Consider the following 18,329-nt stretch of genomic DNA (forward strand, 5'->3'; position numbering starts at 1 on the left):
CTACAGGTCCAGGCTTTGCGCGGTCCTTGTAGGAGCGGCCTTGTGTCGCGATAGGGCTGCAAAGCAGCCCCGGCTATCTCAAGCCTGCCAGATCCCTTTCCCCGCCAACTTCTCCCGATCATGCGCCAGGCCAAAGTCCTGCAAAGGCCCTTTTGGCACGATCCCGTTGGGGTTGATGGTCTTGTGGCTCATGTAATAGTGCTTCTGGATATGCTCCATATCCACCGTTCCCGCCACGCCAGGCCACTGGTACAGCTCCCGCAGCCAGTTGGACAGGTTGTGGTAGTCGCTCAGGCGGCGCAAGTTGCACTTGAAGTGCCCGTGATACACCGCATCGAAGCGCACCAGCGTGGTGAACAGGCGCACATCGGCCTCGGTCAGGTATTCACCCGCCAGGTAGCGATTGCGGCTCAGCAGGTCTTCCAGATAATCCAGTTCGTTGAACACATCGTCGAACGCGGACTCGTAGGCGTCTTGCGTGGTGGCAAAGCCTGCGCGATACACGCCGTTGTTCACGGCCGGGTAGATGCGCTCGTTCAGTGCCTCGATGGTGGGGCGCAGTGGCTGCGGGTACAGGTCCAGCGTATTGCCGGTCAGCTCGTTGAACGCGGTGTTGAAGATGCGGATGATCTCCGCCGATTCATTGTTGACGATGCGCTTCTCTTTCTTGTCCCACAGCACAGGCACGGTCACGCGCCCTGTGTAGTGTGGGTCATCCAGGGTGTAACGCTGGTGCAGGTACTGCAAGGCGTCGAGGTGGTCGCCCGTAGAGCCCTGCTGCACATCGAACGTCCAGCCGTGGTCCTGCATCAGCCAGCTGACCACCGATACATCGATCAATGGTTCCAGGCCTTTCAGGGCACGGAAAATCAAGGTGCGGTGGGCCCATGGGCAGGCCAGAGAGACGTACAGGTGGTAACGGCCGGCCTCGGGGGCGGGCAGTTGATTGCGGCGCTGGGCGTTTTCACGTTTGAACGTGCCGTCCTTGCCGTTTTCATACCACTGGTCATGCCAGCGGCCGTCGATCAAAAGGCCCATGAGTGAGCTCCTCGGAACAAAGTTGTTTGTCGTTGGAGCCCAGTCTAGGCCAAATCGTTCGAATAAATAGCGCAAATAACCGGGGTTAATGATCGGTTAAATCGATTTGTTTCGCGTATCCCAGTAGCCTTGGGCTGTTGCGAACGCCTGCTCGCGGTCCTGCCCCAAGCCACGCAAGGCCAGGGCCATGGTGGCAATGAGGGCCTTCTCGCCATAGCTGTCTTCGACCTCGCCACGCCAGCACGCCAGTAAGTGCCCGGCTTGCAGGCTGGCCGGTTTCACATGGCGGCGCTCGCTCAGCGCTGGCCACTCTTCGTCCCACGCTTCGCCTGCGGTGGTGCCGTAGAGGTGGCTGATGACATCGGGGTTGACCTCGATCTCGCCGCCATCGCCCTTGATCACCACGGCATGATCGCCCAGCAGGCGGCTGGCCTCGCGGTGCACCGCCTGGTAGCCGGGGTGGAAGATGCTTTGCAGGCCACAGCGTGCGCCCAGTGGGTTGAGCACGCGTGCCAGTGAGTGGATGGGCGAGCGCAAGCCCAATGTGTTGCGCAGGTCGATCATGCGCTGCAACTGCGGCGCCCAGTCGTGCAGCGGGAAGAACGCAAGCTGGTGCTGGTCAAGGGCGTTACCGACGGCGGCCCAGTCGCGGCACAGCGGAAGCTGCAAAAGGTCCAGCAGTTGCTCACTGTACATGCGCCCGGCAGTGTGAGCGCCGCCGCCGTGCATCAGGATGCGCACGCCATTGCCAGCCAGGCACTTGGCTGCCAGCAGGTACCAAGGCAGGTGGCGCTTCTTGCCGGCGTAGGTGGGCCAGTCCAGGTCCACCGCAATGCTCGGCGCCTGCAGGTGGGCGCGCAGGGCCTCGGTGAAGCCGGCCAGCTCCTCGGCGCTTTCTTCCTTGTGGCGCAGCAGCATCAGGAAGGCACCCAGCTGGGTGTCTTCGACTTTGCCTTCCAGCAGCAGGGTCATGGCTGCGCGGGCTTCTTCGCGGGTCAGGCCACGCGCGCCGCGCTTGCCTTTGCCGAGAATGCGCACGAATTCGGCGAACGGGTGTTCGGCCGGGGTTTCCAGTGTCAAAGGGCGAGGTTCGGTCATATGCAGTTGGTCGGTTTGGGCAGGCCCGCCAGCTTGGCGGCAAGTTTGGCAGGGGTGCCGTTGAACAGGCGGTTCAGGTGCGGGCTGTTGCCCTTTTCCGGGCCCAGCTTCAGGGCCGTGTACTTGATCAGCGGGCGCGTGGCCGGGGACAGCTGGTATTCCTGGTAGAACTGGCGCAGCAGTTCGAGGACTTCCCAGTGGTCAGCGGTCAACGGGATGCCCTCGCGTTCGGCCAGGGCTTCGGCGGCGGCATGGGACCAGTCTTGCAGGTCGACCAGAAAGCCGTCTTTGTCCAGGGCGATGGCGTTTTCGCCAACGTTGAGCGTATTCATAGCCAGGTGTTGACCTTGTCGTAGTGCAGCGACAGTTCGACAAACGCGGCGTAGTCCACGGCCTTGGCCAGGTTGTCGCCGACCGCGCGGGCCTGCACGTCTTCTTCAAGGGCGAACAGGCGCTGGGCCAGGCCGGCAGCTTGCAGCAGCTGGTGCGGCTCGCTACCGCTGCGTAAGGCATACACAGCATCGCCGCACAGCAGCAGCGCGTCGTCGGCACCCAGCAGGCGCAGGCAGCTGGCCAGGCGATCATCGCCAAACGGGGAGTGGGCAATCACATGCAGGGTTGTCATCAGAGCGTTACCACCTGGTCGAAACGGGCGATCAGCGCGGTCAGGGCCGCGTCATCGAGCACTTGCACCGGCAGTGCCAAGGTGTCGGCTGCCAGGCCGCGGCGGGTGAGGCTGTGGTTACAGGCAAACAACTCGTCAACGCCAAACATGGGCAGTGCTTGCAGGTTGGCTGCCAGGTTCTTCTGTTGCACGGCGGCGGGTTGCTGGTTCGGGGCGAGCTGGAACACCCCGTCGTCGAGGAACAGCATGCCCAGCGGCAGGTCGAACGCGCCGCCGGCCAGGGCGATGTCCAGCGCTTCGCGGGCGGACGGGCCGTTCCACGGTGCCTGACGGCTGATGATCAGTAGCGATTTGGCCATTTCAGTCGCCTCCGAAGCAGACAAGGCGGTCGGCAACCTGCGCTGCCTCATGCAACTGGCCTAGCCCCGAGAGTTCCCAGGGTTTGGGCAGGTTCACGGCCGGGCGCTGGTAGCGGTTGGCCTCGGCTTCATCGAGCACGCCACGGCGGAGCGCGGCGGCAATGCACACCACGGCGTCCAGCTGGTTGGCCTCGATAAAGGCGCGCCATTGGCCCGCCACGTCCAGTTCGTCCTGGGGTGCGACCACGTTGGCCGAGGCACTGTGCACCCCGTCCTGATAGAAGAACAACCGGGCAATCTCATGCCCGCCGGCCAGCACCGCCTCGGCATAGCGCAAGGCGCGCCGCGAAGAGGGCGCATGGGCCGGAGAGAACACCGCGATAGCGAATTTCATGGGTAACTCATGCAAAGGAATGGTGCCATGATAAAGCAAAAAAGCCCGCGCCCGCTTGTGCATGGCGGGGCGGGCTTTCTATGCGTCCTGAAGGGCTCAGGCTTGTTCCTTGCTCTCCGGCAGGAACCAGTTCAACACCAGGGCGCAGATACCGCCGGTGGCTACACCCGACTCCAGCACATTGCGGATCGCCGCCGGCATGTGCGCCAGGAACTCCGGCACTTGCGCAACACCCAGGCCCAACGCCAAAGACACCGCAATAATCAGCAGCGCCCGACGATCCAGCCGCGTGCTGGCCAGAATATTGATCCCCGAAGCCGCAACCGCACCGAACATCACCATGGCCGCACCACCGAGTACCGGCTCCGGCACCGCCTGAATCACGCCGGCAACGCTCGGGAACAGGCCCAGCAGCACCAGCATCACGGCAATCCAGATACCGATATGGCGGCTGGCGATACCGGTCAACTGAATCACGCCGTTGTTCTGCGCAAAGATCGAGCTAGGGAAGGTATTGAACAAGCCGGCCAGCAGCGAATTGGCACCGTTGACCAGCACACCGCCCTTGATCCGCTGCATCCACACCGGCCCTTCGACCGGTTGGCGCGACACCTTGCTGGTGGCGGTAACGTCACCGATGGCTTCCAGCGAAGTCACCAGGTAAATCACCAGCATCGGAATGAACAGCGCCCACGAGAAGCCCAGGCCAAAGTGCAGCGGCGTAGGCACCTGGAACAGCGCGGCTTCATGCATGCCGGTGAAATCCAGGCGGCCCATGTAGCCGGCCAGCGCATAGCCAACCGCCAGGGCGATGACGATGGCGCAGCTGCGCATCCACACCACCGGGACGCGGTTGAGGATCACGATGATCGCCAGTACCACGCCCGACAGCAGGAGGTTATCGCCATTGGCGAAGGTGCCGTTGGCCATGGCGCCAAAGCCGCCACCCATGCTGATCAGGCCGACTTTGATCAGCGTCAGGCCGATCATCAGCACCACGATGCCGGTCACCAGCGGGGTGATCAGGCGTTTGACGAAGGGCAGGATGCGCGAAACGCCCATTTCCACGAACGATCCTGCGATCACCACACCGAAGATGGCTGCCATCACGCCTTCTACAGGCGTGCCCTGCTTGACCATCAGCGCACCGCCGGCAATCAGCGGGCCGACGAAGTTGAAGCTGGTGCCCTGAACGATCAGCAGCCCGGCGCCGAATGGCCCGAAGCGTTTGCACTGAACGAAGGTGGCGATACCCGAGATCACCAGCGACATGGAAACGATCAGGTTGGTATCACGCGCCGAAACACCCAGCGCCTGGCAGATCAGCAGGCCAGGGGTAACGATCGGCACAATGATCGCCAGCAGGTGCTGCAGGGCGGCCAGCAGGCCGATCACCAGCCGTGGCTTGTCCTCAAGGCCAAGCACCAGTTCATTGGCAGGCGCCGCTGCGCCTGGGCTGTGTTCGTGTGAGCTCATTGCTGAAAGCTGCCCCGCAAGAAAAAAGGAGCGCATTCTACGGGGTGATGGCGGATTGCGGTAGAGAAAAGCACGATGGCGGCATGATCGGCGACCATTCGCCCGATTATCTGACTTTTTAGTCAGTTATTTAGGGCTAAGTTGTCTGGGAGAAACAGATCAAGAGCATGCATTGCCCCTCTGTGGGGGCGGGCAAGCCCGCGAAGAATCCAGCACGGTGCATGGCACCGGCTGCGCCGGTGTTCGCGGCTAAAGCCGCTCCCACAGGATTGCGCATGCCTTGAGGTACGCACTGAACCTGTGGGAGCGGCTTTAGCCGCGAAGAGGCCGGCACAAGCAGCACAAGACAGTTGCTCCCAAGTACTGCAATAGCCTGGAATTTGCGCGATACCTGTGGGAGCGGGCAAGCCCGCGAAGAATCCAACGCGGTACCTGGCACCGGCTCCGCTGGTGTTCGCGAGCAAGCTCGCTCCTACACCCTGTTCAATACCCACAAAAAAGCCCGCCGAAGCGGGCTTTCTCACACACCGATCAATCAGTCATCACGACCCATGATGCCAAACAGCTGCAGCAGGCTGACAAACAGATTGTAGATCGACACATACAGGCTGATGGTCGCCATGATGTAGTTACGCTCGCCACCATGGATGATCGCGCTGGTCTGGAACAGGATACACACCGAAGAGAACAGCACGAAGCCAGCGCTGATCGCCAGTTGCAGGCCGCTGATCTGGAAGAAGAAGCTGGCCACGACGGCACCCAGCAGCACAAAGAAGCCAGCAGTGATGAAGCCACTGAGGAAGCTCATGTCCTTGCGGGTGATCAGCACATAGGCCGACAGACCACCAAACACCAGCGCAGTCATGGCAAACGCCGAGCTGACCACTTCAGCGCCACCGGCCATGCCCAGGTAACGGTTGAGGATTGGGCCGAGGATAAAGCCCATGAAGCCGGTGAGCGCAAAGGTGGACACCAGACCCCAGGCCGAATCACGCAATTTGTTGGTAAGGAAGAACAGCCCGTAGAAGCCGATCAGCACCACGAACACGTTCGGGTAGCCGACGCGCATCTGCTGGGCCACGAAGGCCATGACACCGCTGAAGGCGAGGGTAAGGGCCAGCAGGCTGTACGTGTTGCGCAGGACCTTGCTGATCTCCTGCTGCTCGACCTGCTGGCCGTGGTGTACGGCGTAATCCTGTTCGCGCATGGCGACACTCCTTGGTAAAACCTGTGGTTTCGAACGTTCAGATGCTAGGAGTCTATCAGAGCTCCTGCAACCCGCGACACAGAGAGTTTGACAGCGTGTTTCATTAAGGTATTATGGCGGCCGCAAAACGAGCTGGAAGCGTGGCCGAGTGGTTTAAGGCAACGGTCTTGAAAACCGTCGATGGGCAACTATCCTAGAGTTCGAATCTCTACGCTTCCGCCATATTCAAAGCCCTGATTATTCAGGGCTTTTTGCGTTTTTGGGGCCTGCAAAAACGGGCCTCTGGAGCAGGTCAATTCAAAGGAGTGAGTGGATGTACATCGTGTCTTTTACCCGTTTTCTTGCAGCCCTTGGCATGGCGGTGAGCCTGGGGGCAGTTGCCGAAGACAGGGTGCCTGAGCCCAACGAAGCCAATTGCTCGGGTGAAACCTACGAGCAGATCCTGGCCAGCCTTTCCAAGGAATGGGACCGCAATGAGTTCGTCGCGAACTGCAAGAGCTTCCATGCAGCCAGGGAAATGACCCAGTGGAAGTTCAAGAAAAGCCCGCCTGACGACTTCTAAGTCCAAAAAAGCCCTGAATTTCTCAGGGCTTTTAGATTGTAGATCTGTGCCTTCTCACAAACGCTGTCGCTCGCACTCGGAAGCCGAAATGAACAAACTGATCCTGCCCACCGCCATCTTCGTAACCGTGATGATCGTAGGCACGATAGCCGATAACTTCGGCCTGACTGGCGGATGGAAAATAGGTGTGCTGTGCCTGGTGGCCGGCGCTGTTCAGATTGTGGTTACACGCCTTCAGCGTGCACCGCACAAGAACGCCCAATCTTAAACACTGCGTCCAAGGTAAAGGTGGTCACGCTTTGCGTGCTGTTGTGCTCTGGAGATAGTCCAGACCATCTGGTTGCACTGCCGCGCTGAGAACTCATGCCGGGCGCTCCGCTTACCCTGTGGGAGCGGGCGTGCCCGCGAAGAATCCAGCGCGGTGCATGGCACCGGCTGCGCCGGTGTTCGCGGGCACGCCCGCTCCCACAGGGGCCCTGCTAAATCAGCAAGTCATGTGCAGTTCTATGAGAGAGCGGCGCAGGCGGTGATAATGGGGGCAACTGCAAGGGCTATGTCATGCTAACCATCTCCAACAACGTGCATCTGCCGGATGCCGAAATCGAACTGACCTACATCCGTGCGCAAGGCGCGGGTGGGCAGAATGTGAACAAGGTATCCAGCGCCGTGCACCTGCGCTTCGACATCCCGGCCTCATCGTTGCCCGAGTTCTACAAAGAGCGGCTGCTGGCGCTGCGTGACTGCCGCATCACCGGCGACGGCGTACTGATCATCAAGGCCCAGCAGTACCGCACCCAGGAGCAGAACCGGGCTGACGCACTGGCGCGTCTTGCCGAGTTGATCATCGCTGCCGGCAAGACCGAGAAGAAACGCCGCCCGACCAAGCCTACCCTCGGCTCGAAGACCCGCCGCCTTGAAGGCAAGGCCAGGCGCGGTACTGTCAAGGCGGGGCGGGGCAAGGTGGATTTCTAGTGCTGGTGGTGGAGTGTTGTGTGGCTGGTCAACCCGATCAGCGCATCATGCCCAACTCGGCATCATCCATCAGCGCTTTGGCCAGCGCGCTCAGGTAGTGCGCAGCCCAGATCATCATCGGCTTCTCATCCATCAACCCGATAATCGTCAGTTCCCGCACATACCCCATCAACTCCGAAGCCTGCTCGCGGGCGTTCTGGCACGGGATGCCGGCTTCGATGCGGAACAGTGGGTGGGTCCGGTTTTCGCCTTGGTAGAACGTGGTCTTGCCTACAGTCGTTTTCTCGTTCGATTCGTCAGTCGTCATGGGTCCATCTCCCTGATCATCTAGAACCTGGGCGAGCACCTTCGCTGGCAGCAGGGCCAGCCCAGGCAATACAGAACATTCGGCTTAGTGCGGCGTTCGTGGCTCTTTTGGCGTCTGGGCCTGAATCAGTGCGGATTCAAGCAACAGGCGCAGCGAATCAAGTTCATGTGCCGTCGCCATCATCAAGATTGATGCGGGTGATCTGGGTTGCAGCAGTATCGCTTGCTGCGAAACGGCGAGCGCGCAGAGGGCGTAGTCCGAAGCCTGGATGAGGGTGTCTTCGAGGGAGTGGAGGGTGTGGGGTGGGTCGGGGACCATCTTCAACATTGTTCAATTCCCTATTGGTGCTGCCACCTTTCAGCCGTCAAGCAGAAGGGTGGCAGCTGTACGTAGGTTGACGGACCGGCGGAATTGAGAAGCTCCGGCGCACGCAAGCGTGCCCGTACGTACAGCCACCATAAAGAGGTGCCATAACTCAAATCCATCGCGGCCCGTCAAAGCCGTGTCACTGATATGCAGCGACAGGCCCAGACTAGAGACCCAGCAGGGCACCCGCAATGGAAAATAGGCGGCAACAGTATCTTTGGGAAATGCCCTACAAGAAAGCGAAAAATTCTGATTTTTCGAAGCAGGTTGACATCATTTTGGTGATTTAGCAGGGACCCTGTGGGAGCGGGCACGCCCGCGAACACCGGCGCAGCCGGTGCCATGCATCGCGTTGGATTCTTCGCGGGCGCGCCCGCTCCCACAGGGTTTGCGTTTCGCCAGAAGGTTGCAGCTGATCACTTGATCAGCGGCACACCACTCAGCTTTTGCAGTTCGTCAAAGTCGATATCGGCACAGATCTCGACCACTTTCAGCCCTTCCGGCGTTACTTCCAGCACGGCCAGGTCGGTGTAGATACGGCTGACACAAGCAATGCCGGTCAGCGGGTAGGTGCACTCGGGCACCAGCTTGCTTTCGCCGGCCTTGGTCAGGTGGTCCATCATCACGAACACTTGGCGAGCGCCGGTGGCCAGGTCCATCGCGCCGCCTACGGCAGGGATCGAACCCTCGGCACCTGTGTGCCAGTTGGCCAGGTCGCCCTTCACCGACACCTGGAAGGCACCCAGTACGGCGATGTCCAGGTGGCCGCCGCGCATCATCGAGAACGAGTCGGCATGGTGGAAGAACGCACCACCGGTCAGCAGGGTGACGTGCTGCTTGCCGGCGTTGATCAGGTCATCGTCTTCCTCCCCCGGCGCGGGGCTTGGCCCCATGCCCAGCAGGCCGTTCTCACTGTGCAGGAATACTTCCTTGTCGCCCAGGTAGTTGGCCACCAGGGTAGGTGCACCAATGCCCAGGTTTACGTAGGCACCTTCCTGAATGTCTGCGGCCACGCGTTGGGCCATCTCGGTGCGGGAGAGCTTTTTGGTGATGGTCATGGCAGGCCTCAGACAGCGTTGGCGATCGAAGAAGCGGCAGCACCGGTAACGGCAACCACGCGCTGGACGAAGATACCCGGGGTAATGATGTGTTCCGGGTCCAGTTCACCGAGCTCGACAACCTGGTCGACCTGGGCGATGGCGGTCTTGGCGGCCATGGCCATGATCGGGCCGAAGTTGCGGGCGGCCTTGCGGTAGGTCAGGTTGCCCCAACGGTCGCCCTTGTGGGCCTTGATCAGCGCAAAGTCGGCGTGCAGTGGCATTTCCAGCACGTACATGCGGCCGTCGATCTCACGGGTTTCCTTGCCTTCAGCCAGCAGCGTGCCGTAGCCGGTCGGCGAGAAGAACGCACCAATGCCCGAGCCCGCGGCGCGAATGCGCTCGGCCAGGTTGCCTTGCGGCACCACTTCCAGTTCGATCTTGCCGGCGCGGTACAATTCGTCGAACACGTAGGAGTCGGACTGGCGCGGGAACGAGCAGACCACCTTGCGCACGCTGCCTGCCATGAGCAGGGCGGCCAGGCCGATCTCGCCGTTGCCGGCGTTGTTGCTGATGATGGTCAGGTCGCGGGCACCGGTGGCGATCAGGCCGTCGATCAGCTCGGACGGCATGCCTGCCGTGCCAAAGCCACCGACCATGATGGTCGAACCGTCGGTAATCCCTTCCACCGCGCTGGCGATGGACTCGTACGTTTTATTGATCAAGGCGAGCTCCTGGTTGTTCCTGGAGTTGTGGTTGTCGGGCTGGCCGGAGCGCGTGACGCGGTGGGGCCTGTCAGCACTTGAAATTACTTGCTGACTTTCGCTATAGCGTGCCGCAAGATAGGGCAACAGTAGAGAGGGTTTGGCTGAATTTGTGCGATTATCGAACTGTTGTGCGATGTACGAGCAGTCACGCAGGCTATTTGCCACATTCCAGCTGACCGTGTAGTCCCTTCATTTTTCCCCTCACGGAGACCGCGATGATCCGGCAGGCCGTGGCAGCTGATGAGCCTGAAGTCAGGTGTTGTGCCGAACAGGCCTACGCCCGTTATGTACCACTGATCGGGCGCAAGCCCGCGCCGATGATTGCCGACTTCGCCGGGCAGATAGCGCAAGGTGTGGTCTACGTTGCAACGGATGATCAAGCGGTCTTTCAGGGTTTCATCGTGTTCCATGCCGAACAGGGCCACATGTTGCTGGAAAACGTCGCGGTCCTGCCCAGCGCGGCCGGGCAGGGTACAGGTAAGGCGCTGATCCGCTTCTGTGAAGATGCCGCCCGGCAACAAGGGCTAGGCGCCGTCCATCTCTACACCAACGAGATGATGACCGAGAACCTGTCGATTTACCCCAAGCTTGGCTATGTGAACGTGGGGCAACGTACGGAAGACGGTTTCAAGCGCGTTTATTTCGAGAAGCCCCTGGTGCCCTGACAGGCCGGTCGTGCATGCGTACAAAGCATGCTCCGCACAAGGGCAATGCATCATGCACCCCGGCTTCAGGCATCATGTACCCAGCCCCCTCGAACAGCTGAACGCGCCAAATGCCAGAATCCCCCAACCCCAACCGTGCCATCTACGACCTGGACATGCTCCGCACCGTGGTCATGGTGGCCGACTGCGGCAGCTTCACCACCGCCGCTGCGCGCCTGCATTCCACCCAGTCCACGGTGAGCCAGAAGGTGCGCCGGCTGGAGGAAATGGTCGGCCACCAGTTGCTCGACCGCAGCAACCGCGAGGTGCACCCGACCGACGCTGGTGAAACCCTGCTGCGTTACGCTCGGCACTTGCTGGCGGTGAGCAGCCAGTTGACCGAGGCGATGTCGGGTGGGGTGACGGTGACCGTGCGCATCGGCCTGCCGGACGATTTTGTCGCGGGCAAGACGATGCAGGCGTTGGCGGCGTTCAACCGGCGTAATCCGACGGTGAAGCTGGAAATTACCGGTGGCCTTAGCCGTGACCTGGTGAGCACCTATGATCGGGGCGAACTGGACCTGGTGTTGATCAAGCAACGGCGCCACAGCCGTGAGGCGAATGCCTGCCAGCCAGAGCGCATCGAGTGGATCGACAGTGCGCAGTACCCGTGTTTTGCCCAAGACCCGATTCCGCTGGTGACCTTCCCGCCGCGAGGGTTGTACCGCGATGACATGATCGGTGCAGTCGAGGCCATGGGGCGCAGCTGGCGTATTGCATTTACCAGCTCGAGCCTGGCAGGGATTCAGGAGGCGGTGGCCAATGGGTTGGGGGTGAGCCTGTTGCCATCGCGGGTGGTGACGGCGGGGCATCGGGTGTTGGGGGCGCAGGAAGGGTTCAAGCCGATCAAGGTGTTTGAAGCGGCGATTTTTCATCGGCCAACGGCGGACCCGATGGTCATGGAACTGGCTGAGATTTTGATTGGTATTTTGCGGGCTGAGTGAGCGGCTGGTGAAGGCAAGTGGGTGCTGTTGTTGTCAGGCGAGTGCCCCCACCAGGGTATTCAGATTCTTGTGGCGTCCTTCTCTGGCTTGATCTCGTTCTTTTTAAATTCCTGCCAATACGCGCCTTCGAAGAAGGTCATGGAAACAATGTTCTTTTGCAGAAGGCTGATGCTGAACAGGCTGCCAATCTCATCGGCCCGGTTAGCGCGAGTGGAGCGGTCTTCCGTGCCGTCATCAATACCTGAAACCGGACCTTTCTTGACCGCGTCGTATACCCTGTCATAGAACGTGGTGAACTCGACCGTCAGCTGATCCTTGTCACGAAAGCCGCTGTAGATGGGGATGATCGAGAAACCCTCATCGTTATTCGAGTCGTGATCCTGCAGGTTACCGAAGTTCTTTACCCAGCCGATGTACACCTTGCGGTCTTCCATGCTGAACATATACAGGCGTTTGTTGAATAGTGAGTCAAGCAGCAATGCCTGATGGGTGCTGGTGGGCAGCATGGTTTCGAGGATGAAGGAACGGGTAAGGAAATCGTTCTTCAGGCCGTGACGGTAACGGGTGATCTTAAAGCGGACCTTTGCCGCCATGTAGGCGTAAAGCGGTGCCGTGAGAATTGCTACCAGCATCGTCGAGAACAGATGCTGCTCTTTAGAGTGGGTAAAACCCCGGTCCTCGAACAGCTCGGCCAGGCCAAAGAACCCCTCGGTACACCACTCGATCAAAAATACCAATGTCAGCCATGGCAATGCGAGGACAAGCCCCCTCATTGCGATATGCAGGTACAGTGATTGCCCTTCATATTTCGCAATCAGCGTCTTGTCGTAGAAGTTGTATTTACAGTAAATGAAGCCGCAGATCAGGATGGGAAGGACGAGGAGAAAACCCATTGCAGAGGCTTAGTTCGACTTCGAAATCGCTTGCCTGGCTGCTTCACAGGCGCGTGCGAAATCTGCATCTTGCAGGATGGTGGATGCCGAAATGGAGACGGCGCCGTGGTCACTCACCTGCACTTGCTCGGCGACTGCATTGAGTCGCCTGGCGATTGCCAAGGACTCTTCTGAAGGAGGGGAAACCCACTGCAGCAGGGTTTCCCAGATGTTTTTGTGGCTCATGCAATCACTCCTCTTCCACGTATTGCCTGAACACCTGTCCCAAGCATAGCAGCGTGCCCACGATAGGCCGCCAGCCTGCGGGGGGAGGGTAGCATACCGCAGCTGTTGCACTTGTATGGACAGATGAACGAGCCGGGGTGTTTCGTTTCGTGTCGAGGAGTGCCGCAGTGGTGAAAGTCCGGTGCAGCTTAGCGGCGCAGTTCCGCAGCAAACTGCGCAGCTTTCAGCTGCAACTGCGCAGGCCCGCCCCAGAACGCCCCGTGGCGCACGATCACCCGTTCATGAATCGCCGCCGCCACGGCCGCAGCGGCATTTGGAGCCCTGAACAGAACGAAACTGGCTTCGTTGCCAACCATCAAGCCGTAATCCGTCTTGCCCATTACCCCGGCACTGGCCTCGGTCGCCATGTGCAACGCCACCCGCAGTTCGTCATCGGTGTTAAAGCCCGAGCGGTAGCTGACCAGCATGGCCCGTTGCAGCATGTCGCCATTGCCATACGGCCACCAGGCATCCTGGATGTTGTCGTTGCCGGTAAATACCCGCACACCGCCGGCGCGCAGGCGCAGCACCGGTGGGAACGCGTGTTCGCCAGGGGCGTTGGTCATGATGGAAATTCCCGCACCCGCCAGCACTTCGGCGGTGGCGTCGACCACGGCATCGGATACATCGCCCAAGCCGTAGGCGTGGCTGACGGCCACAAGCCCTTGCATGCCCAGTGCCTGGGTGCGGGCGGCGATGCGTTCGAGTTGGGCGATGCAGATGTCGCCGGGCTCATGCAGGTGGATATCAACCTTCACGCCATGCCGGTCGGCGATGCCGAACACGATGTCCAGTTGGGCATCGGCGTCGCCGTCCAGGGTGGTCGGGTCGATGCCGCCGACCACCTGCACGCCTTCGCGGATGGCCGCTTCCATCACCTCAGCGGTGCCAGGGCAGGTCACCACGCCGGCCTGCGGGAAGGCTACCAGTTCGATGTCGAGCAGGTCTTTCCACTTGTCCCGGGCTTCGAGCATGGCGTGCAGGTTGGTCAGGCCGGTGGTGGCGTCCACATCCACATGGCAGCGCATGGCAAGGGTGCCGAACGAGGCAGCCTGGCGCATCAGTGCATCGGCGCGTTCGACGATGGGCGGGGCGCTGGCCAGTTCGCGTTTTTCCACGGCCAGGCGTTCGCGCAGGGTGGCCACGGGCTGGTGCGGTCGCCAGCGGTCGCCGACGAAGCTTTTGTCCAGGTGAATGTGGCCGTCGACAAAGCCCGGCAGCGCCAGCAGGCCTTCCAGGTCGATGGTTTCGCGGGCGGGTGTGCTGGCGCGTTGCGGGCCGATGTGGGTGATTCGGCCGTTGGCTACGGCAATGTGCAGGGGCAGGCCATCGGCGTCGATGGCGTTGATGAACTCACGGTCGTTCATGGTCGGGCCTTTTTTACTAACGGCTTGGGTGACGTACCACGGTAGGGCGGATGCGGGCAGGTCTCCAATTAATTATCAGGATCAGGTGCAGTGCATTTCTGGATGCAGGCAGGGGAAGTTGCCCTGCATTAAAAAGCCCACTGCATTCGATTCCGATAATTAACTTTCAAAGCGTTCGATCACGGCCCAGGATTGAGTTCGAGACCGGTCCAGCCGCCTGCCATGGCGCTTTCCAGGGCTGGCCCTCACACACAATAAAAACAAATGCCGTGTCGGAGTCCTCCCATGACCCACGATTCCAAGCTGCTGCGCGCCGCGCTGATTTTCATCGCCTGTACTTCTTTCATTGTCTGTGGCGTACAACCCATTTTCATGGGTTTGGTCACGGAGCAACTTGGCCTGTCACTCGACCAGCAGGGCTGGGTGGTGTCGGTCGAGATGATCGGCATGACCCTCGGTACCTTGCTGTGCCCGCTGCTGATGAAGCGCCATGGCGGGCGCAACCTGTGCCTGTACGTTGGCGCGCTGTGCGTGGCACTGAGCGTCGCCACCGCCTTTGCCACCACCAACACCATGTTGCTGCTCGTGCGCCTGGCGGCCGGCACCTGTGCAGGGCTGGTGTATGCCTACGCGGTGTGCATGCTAGGCCGCTTACCCAACCAGGACCGATCGTTCGGGTTGATGCTGTTGCTGCAAACGCCCGAGTACTCGTTGTTCTCCGCCGCGTTGCCGTTGCTGGCTGCGCAGAGTGGCACGGTGACGGCTTTGTGCGCGTTCGGCCTGTGGTACTTGCTGATCTGCGGCGCCAGCCTGGTGTTGCCGCGCCGTCCAGCGGCGTTGCTGGCCAGCGGCGAAGGCTCAACTGCCCAGGGCGGCTCAGCACGCACGGGGCGTACGGCGTTGGTGGGCATGCTGTTCATGCAGATCGCCATCTACTGCGTATGGGGCTTCATCGACCAGCTGGCACGGGACCAGGGCATCAGCGGCGTTGATATCGGTTGGGCGTTCGGCCTGTCGGCCATTGGTGGCCTGCCTGGGGCGGGGCTGCCCAGCTTGCTGGGGGCGCGGGTCAACCGCCAGCTGATGATCGCCGTAGGGCTGGTGGCGGTGTTCATTTCCATCGCCATGCTCACGGGCAATACCCGCACACCGATGCAGTTGTTTGTCGCGTTGCTGCTGATCAACTTTGGCTGGGTGCTGTCGCTGTCGTACTACATGGCGCTGATTACCACCAACGACCCGACTGGCAAGCTGACGCCACTGGTCAGCATTACCTTGATGGGGGCTGCGGCGGTGACGCCCGCGTTGATTGCCATGTTGGTGGAAGGGTCGAACCAGCAGCTGATCTTCTTGCTGGGGACCGGGGCGTTGGTGATTGCTTTTGCGGTGACCTGCCTGGGGGCGGGGGCCAGGCTTGCCCGGCCAGGCGTTGCACACAATTCAAAGAGCTAGCAGGGTACGCGGAGCGCCCAGCATCAGGCTCAGGAGTCCGAAAACAGATCGAACATCAACTGCCTGAGCCATCGGTTGGCGGGGTCTTTGTTGTACCGCCCATGCCAGAACAGGTTGATCTCGATGTTCGGCAACTCCACCGGTGGCGGCAGTACGCTCAGCCCGAACGGCACCTGGCAACTGGCGGCAAACCGCTCGGGCACCGTCGCCAGCAAATCAGTGCGCTGCAGGATATGCCCCACGGCCACAAAGTGCGGCACCTCCAGGCGAATGTTGCGCACCACGCCCGCCCGTGCATAAAACGTATCCACCTCGCCGTGGCCGGTATTGGCTGCCACCACGTTCACATGGTCGAAGCCTGCGAACCGCTCCACTGTCAGGGGCTGTCGCGTAGCCGGGTGCCCTCTGCGGCACAGGCACACATAGCGATGGTGGAACAGCCGCCGCTGGAAGAACCCTGCCTGCAAATGCGGCAACAGGCCGACCGCCAGGTCAATGGCGCCGTTCTGTAACCCTTCGGCGAGGGTGTCGGTGGAGTTGCGCAGTGTGCTGATGGTGCACCCGGGTGCCAGCGAGGCGAAGGCGTCCATCAGCTTCGGCATGAAGTAGATCTCGCCAATGTCGGTCATCGCCATGATGAAGCGGCGGTTGCTGGTGCGCGGGTCGAACGTGTCTTGCCTGGCAAAAGCATCGCGCAACGTGTGAATGGCTGTGGTCACCGGTTCTGCCAGTTGCAGGGCGTAGGGGGTTGGCTCCATCCCCTTATAGGTGCGTACGAACAGTTCGTCTTGCAGCACAGTGCGCAAGCGCTTCAGTGCGTTGCTCATCGCCGGCTGGGTCAGGTCCAGGTTTTCGGCAGCGGTCGAAACTTTGCGGTCGATCAGTAACTGGTTGAAAACCAGAAGCAGGTTCAGGTCTAAATCGCGTAGTTCCATGATACCTCTCAGGTATTAATCGAGACGCGACAGGTATTGTTTTCTTGTTTTATCGGCGCCCTGATACAACGCTACCCGAAATAAGACTCGCTGGGTATGCATAAGCAGTATTCACACCCGAAATAGCCACTATTCGAGTGGTTGCATGTGAGCCGTGTTACGCCTTGGTCATGATGGTTCTTGCTAGCCAATCAGGGGCACGCCCCCACCCATAACAACTACAAGAACGAGCGATGCCATGCGAAACATCAATGCAGCGGCCCTGTTGGACGGGGCCCGGTTCAATGCCTTTCACGCGCGTTTACTGTTCTGGTGCGCGCTTATCATCATCTTTGACGGCTACGACCTGGTTATCTATGGCGTGGTGTTGCCCTCGCTGATGGCCGAATGGAACCTGAGCGCAGTACAGGCGGGGGCTCTGGGCAGTTGTGCGCTGGTCGGGATGATGCTGGGGGCGCTGTTCTTCGGTTCGCTCTCGGACCGCATCGGGCGGCGCAAGACCATCATGACCTGCGTGCTGTTGTTCAGCGGGGTTACCGCGCTGAACGGGCTGGCCACTTCACCCGAAACCTTTGCGCTGTGCCGTTTCGTCGCCGGGCTTGGTATTGGTGGTGTCATGCCCAACGTGGTCGCGTTGATGAACGAATACGCACCCGGCAAGTTGCGCAGCACTTTGGTGGCGATCATGTTCAGCGGGTATTCGCTGGGCGGCATGTTATCGGCCGGGCTGGGCATGCTGTTCATTCCACAGTGGGGGTGGCAGACCGTGTTCTACGTGGCAGTGGTCCCGTTGTTATTGTTGCCATTGCTGATCAGCCAGTTGCCAGAGTCCATGGACTTTTTATTGCGCAGCGGGCAAACCGAACGGGCCAAGGCTTTGCTGGCGCAAGCGACGCCGACTTATGTGCTGGACAGCAATGATCAACTCGCCCTGGCCTCTGCGCGTGGGGCAAATGTATCAATCCGCGAAATATTCAACGAAGGCCGTGCGTTCAACACGCTTGCGTTGTGGGTCGCATTCTTCTGCTGCCTGCTGATGGTTTATGCCTTGAGTTCATGGCTACCCAAATTGATGAGCAGTGCCGGCTACGGGCTCAATTCAAGTTTGGCGTTTTTGTTGGTGCTCAACTCGGGCGCAATCATTGGTGCAGTAGTGGGTGGCTGGTTGGGTGACCGTATCGGTATCGCCAATGTGTTGCTGTGCTTCTTTGCTTGCGGGGCGCTGTCGCTTGGCTTGCTTGCGCTCAAGGCGCCAATGGCGGTGTTGTACCTGCTTATTGCCGTGGCGGGGGCCTCTACCATTGGCACGCAGATACTGGCCAATGCCTGCGCGGTTCAGTACTACCCGCCACACATACGTTCCACCGGCCTTGGCTGGGCAATGGGCATAGGGCGGCTTGGCGCGATTGTCGGGCCGCTGTTGGGCGGGGTGCTGCATGGCGCGAACTTACCTTATCAAAGCAGTTTCCTGGCGTTTGCCGTACCCGGCGCCATCGGTGCAGTGGCCGTGCTGGTGTTTATCCGGCGCCAGGTGGCTACCCCGGCCTTCGCCGCCGGCTGAG

The 18,329-nt window shown here is 60.6% G+C and carries 23 protein-coding genes and 1 tRNA gene; 8 read left to right on the forward strand and 16 right to left on the reverse strand.

The window, feature by feature from the left end; translation table 11 throughout:
* Nucleotides 1-78 precede the first annotated feature (78 nt).
* From ACQKPZ_RS05635 to ACQKPZ_RS05670, 8 genes are all read right to left on the reverse strand, one after another.
* On the reverse strand, nucleotides 79-1,038 hold the full coding sequence (locus ACQKPZ_RS05635; protein WP_391135033.1) for a glutathione S-transferase family protein: 960 nt from the start codon (nucleotides 1,036-1,038) through the stop codon (nucleotides 79-81).
* 96 nt (nucleotides 1,039-1,134) lie between these two features.
* Nucleotides 1,135-2,136 (reverse strand): glycosyl transferase family protein, encoded by a 1,002-nt coding sequence (locus ACQKPZ_RS05640; RefSeq protein WP_427536013.1) that lies wholly within the window; start codon nucleotides 2,134-2,136, stop codon nucleotides 1,135-1,137.
* A complete protein-coding gene (locus ACQKPZ_RS05645; RefSeq protein ID WP_427536015.1) occupies nucleotides 2,133-2,468 on the reverse strand; it encodes a TusE/DsrC/DsvC family sulfur relay protein in 336 nt (111 codons plus the stop codon). The genes ACQKPZ_RS05640 and ACQKPZ_RS05645 overlap by 4 nt, the downstream gene beginning before the upstream one ends.
* Nucleotides 2,465-2,761 carry a sulfurtransferase complex subunit TusB gene (gene tusB, locus ACQKPZ_RS05650; protein ID WP_427536017.1) on the reverse strand — a complete coding sequence of 99 codons (297 nt, stop codon included), beginning with the start codon at nucleotides 2,759-2,761 and terminating at the stop codon, nucleotides 2,465-2,467. The genes ACQKPZ_RS05645 and tusB overlap by 4 nt, the downstream gene beginning before the upstream one ends.
* Nucleotides 2,761-3,120: a sulfurtransferase complex subunit TusC gene (tusC, locus tag ACQKPZ_RS05655; RefSeq protein ID WP_427536019.1), complete on the reverse strand. Its 360-nt coding sequence runs from the start codon at nucleotides 3,118-3,120 to the stop codon at nucleotides 2,761-2,763. Before tusC ends, tusB begins: the two co-directional genes overlap by 1 nt.
* A 1-nt stretch (nucleotide 3,121) precedes the next feature.
* Entirely contained in the window at nucleotides 3,122-3,514 is a 393-nt protein-coding gene (gene tusD, locus ACQKPZ_RS05660; RefSeq protein ID WP_144173979.1) for a sulfurtransferase complex subunit TusD, read from the reverse strand.
* Between the two features lie 96 nt (nucleotides 3,515-3,610).
* Complete coding sequence (locus ACQKPZ_RS05665; RefSeq protein WP_286110629.1) at nucleotides 3,611-4,990, reverse strand: nucleobase:cation symporter-2 family protein; 1,380 nt, start codon at nucleotides 4,988-4,990, stop codon at nucleotides 3,611-3,613.
* 535 nt (nucleotides 4,991-5,525) lie between these two features.
* Nucleotides 5,526-6,197, reverse strand: a complete 672-nt coding sequence (locus ACQKPZ_RS05670; protein WP_003251184.1) for a Bax inhibitor-1/YccA family protein — start codon at nucleotides 6,195-6,197, stop codon at nucleotides 5,526-5,528.
* 134 nt (nucleotides 6,198-6,331) lie between these two features.
* On the opposite strand from ACQKPZ_RS05670, the gene ACQKPZ_RS05675 reads away from it, so the two are divergent.
* From ACQKPZ_RS05675 to arfB, 4 genes are all read left to right on the forward strand, one after another.
* Nucleotides 6,332-6,419, forward strand: a tRNA-Ser gene (locus ACQKPZ_RS05675).
* Nucleotides 6,420-6,510: 91 nt separating this feature from the next.
* Nucleotides 6,511-6,759, forward strand: a complete 249-nt coding sequence (gene trbK, locus ACQKPZ_RS05680) for an entry exclusion lipoprotein TrbK (RefSeq protein WP_427536021.1) — start codon at nucleotides 6,511-6,513, stop codon at nucleotides 6,757-6,759.
* Nucleotides 6,760-6,847: 88 nt separating this feature from the next.
* Nucleotides 6,848-7,027 (forward strand): hypothetical protein, encoded by a 180-nt coding sequence (locus ACQKPZ_RS05685; protein WP_427536023.1) that lies wholly within the window; start codon nucleotides 6,848-6,850, stop codon nucleotides 7,025-7,027.
* A gap of 290 nt (nucleotides 7,028-7,317) precedes the next feature.
* Nucleotides 7,318-7,731: an alternative ribosome rescue aminoacyl-tRNA hydrolase ArfB gene (arfB, locus tag ACQKPZ_RS05690; RefSeq protein ID WP_427536025.1), complete on the forward strand. Its 414-nt coding sequence runs from the start codon at nucleotides 7,318-7,320 to the stop codon at nucleotides 7,729-7,731.
* 37 nt (nucleotides 7,732-7,768) lie between these two features.
* Here arfB and ACQKPZ_RS05695 read toward each other — a convergent pair whose 3' ends face one another.
* The 4 genes from ACQKPZ_RS05695 to ACQKPZ_RS05710 form a co-directional block, all read right to left on the reverse strand.
* Nucleotides 7,769-8,038 (reverse strand): DUF3077 domain-containing protein, encoded by a 270-nt coding sequence (locus ACQKPZ_RS05695; protein ID WP_427536027.1) that lies wholly within the window; start codon nucleotides 8,036-8,038, stop codon nucleotides 7,769-7,771.
* 84 nt (nucleotides 8,039-8,122) lie between these two features.
* The gene (locus ACQKPZ_RS05700) at nucleotides 8,123-8,365 is read right to left on the reverse strand and encodes a hypothetical protein (protein ID WP_427536029.1); all 243 of its coding nucleotides are present in this window, start codon (nucleotides 8,363-8,365) and stop codon (nucleotides 8,123-8,125) included.
* Nucleotides 8,366-8,820: 455 nt separating this feature from the next.
* Complete coding sequence (locus ACQKPZ_RS05705; protein WP_427536031.1) at nucleotides 8,821-9,462, reverse strand: 3-oxoacid CoA-transferase subunit B; 642 nt, start codon at nucleotides 9,460-9,462, stop codon at nucleotides 8,821-8,823.
* Nucleotides 9,463-9,470: 8 nt separating this feature from the next.
* Entirely contained in the window at nucleotides 9,471-10,166 is a 696-nt protein-coding gene (locus ACQKPZ_RS05710; protein WP_026020319.1) for a 3-oxoacid CoA-transferase subunit A, read from the reverse strand.
* 257 nt (nucleotides 10,167-10,423) lie between these two features.
* Between ACQKPZ_RS05710 and ACQKPZ_RS05715 the strand changes: the two genes are divergently transcribed.
* Both ACQKPZ_RS05715 and ACQKPZ_RS05720 read left to right on the forward strand, forming a co-directional pair.
* Nucleotides 10,424-10,873 (forward strand): GNAT family N-acetyltransferase, encoded by a 450-nt coding sequence (locus ACQKPZ_RS05715; RefSeq protein ID WP_427536033.1) that lies wholly within the window; start codon nucleotides 10,424-10,426, stop codon nucleotides 10,871-10,873.
* A gap of 110 nt (nucleotides 10,874-10,983) precedes the next feature.
* Complete coding sequence (locus ACQKPZ_RS05720; protein WP_427536035.1) at nucleotides 10,984-11,856, forward strand: LysR substrate-binding domain-containing protein; 873 nt, start codon at nucleotides 10,984-10,986, stop codon at nucleotides 11,854-11,856.
* A gap of 59 nt (nucleotides 11,857-11,915) precedes the next feature.
* On the opposite strand, the gene ACQKPZ_RS05725 is transcribed toward ACQKPZ_RS05720, so the two are convergent.
* The 3 genes from ACQKPZ_RS05725 to ACQKPZ_RS05735 all read right to left on the reverse strand — a co-directional run bounded on the left by ACQKPZ_RS05725 (nucleotide 11,916) and on the right by ACQKPZ_RS05735 (nucleotide 14,380).
* Complete coding sequence (locus ACQKPZ_RS05725) at nucleotides 11,916-12,749, reverse strand: hypothetical protein (protein WP_427536037.1); 834 nt, start codon at nucleotides 12,747-12,749, stop codon at nucleotides 11,916-11,918.
* 9 nt (nucleotides 12,750-12,758) lie between these two features.
* On the reverse strand, nucleotides 12,759-12,974 hold the full coding sequence (locus ACQKPZ_RS05730) for a hypothetical protein (RefSeq protein ID WP_403203595.1): 216 nt from the start codon (nucleotides 12,972-12,974) through the stop codon (nucleotides 12,759-12,761).
* Between the two features lie 188 nt (nucleotides 12,975-13,162).
* A complete protein-coding gene (locus tag ACQKPZ_RS05735) occupies nucleotides 13,163-14,380 on the reverse strand; it encodes an amidohydrolase family protein (protein WP_427536039.1) in 1,218 nt (405 codons plus the stop codon).
* 285 nt (nucleotides 14,381-14,665) lie between these two features.
* On the opposite strand from ACQKPZ_RS05735, the gene ACQKPZ_RS05740 reads away from it, so the two are divergent.
* Nucleotides 14,666-15,832, forward strand: a complete 1,167-nt coding sequence (locus ACQKPZ_RS05740; RefSeq protein ID WP_427536040.1) for an MFS transporter — start codon at nucleotides 14,666-14,668, stop codon at nucleotides 15,830-15,832.
* A 29-nt stretch (nucleotides 15,833-15,861) separates the two neighbouring features.
* Here the strand turns inward: ACQKPZ_RS05740 and ACQKPZ_RS05745 are convergent, their stop codons facing one another.
* Nucleotides 15,862-16,767 (reverse strand): LysR family transcriptional regulator, encoded by a 906-nt coding sequence (locus tag ACQKPZ_RS05745; RefSeq protein ID WP_427536042.1) that lies wholly within the window; start codon nucleotides 16,765-16,767, stop codon nucleotides 15,862-15,864.
* 238 nt (nucleotides 16,768-17,005) lie between these two features.
* Here ACQKPZ_RS05745 and ACQKPZ_RS05750 point away from each other — a divergent pair, with 238 nt between their 5' ends.
* Nucleotides 17,006-18,328: an MFS transporter gene (locus tag ACQKPZ_RS05750; RefSeq protein WP_427536044.1), complete on the forward strand. Its 1,323-nt coding sequence runs from the start codon at nucleotides 17,006-17,008 to the stop codon at nucleotides 18,326-18,328.
* Nucleotide 18,329 lies beyond the last annotated feature (1 nt).

Source organism: Pseudomonas sp. NPDC089547 (assembly GCF_050280665.1).
Taxonomy (GTDB): domain Bacteria; phylum Pseudomonadota; class Gammaproteobacteria; order Pseudomonadales; family Pseudomonadaceae; genus Aquipseudomonas.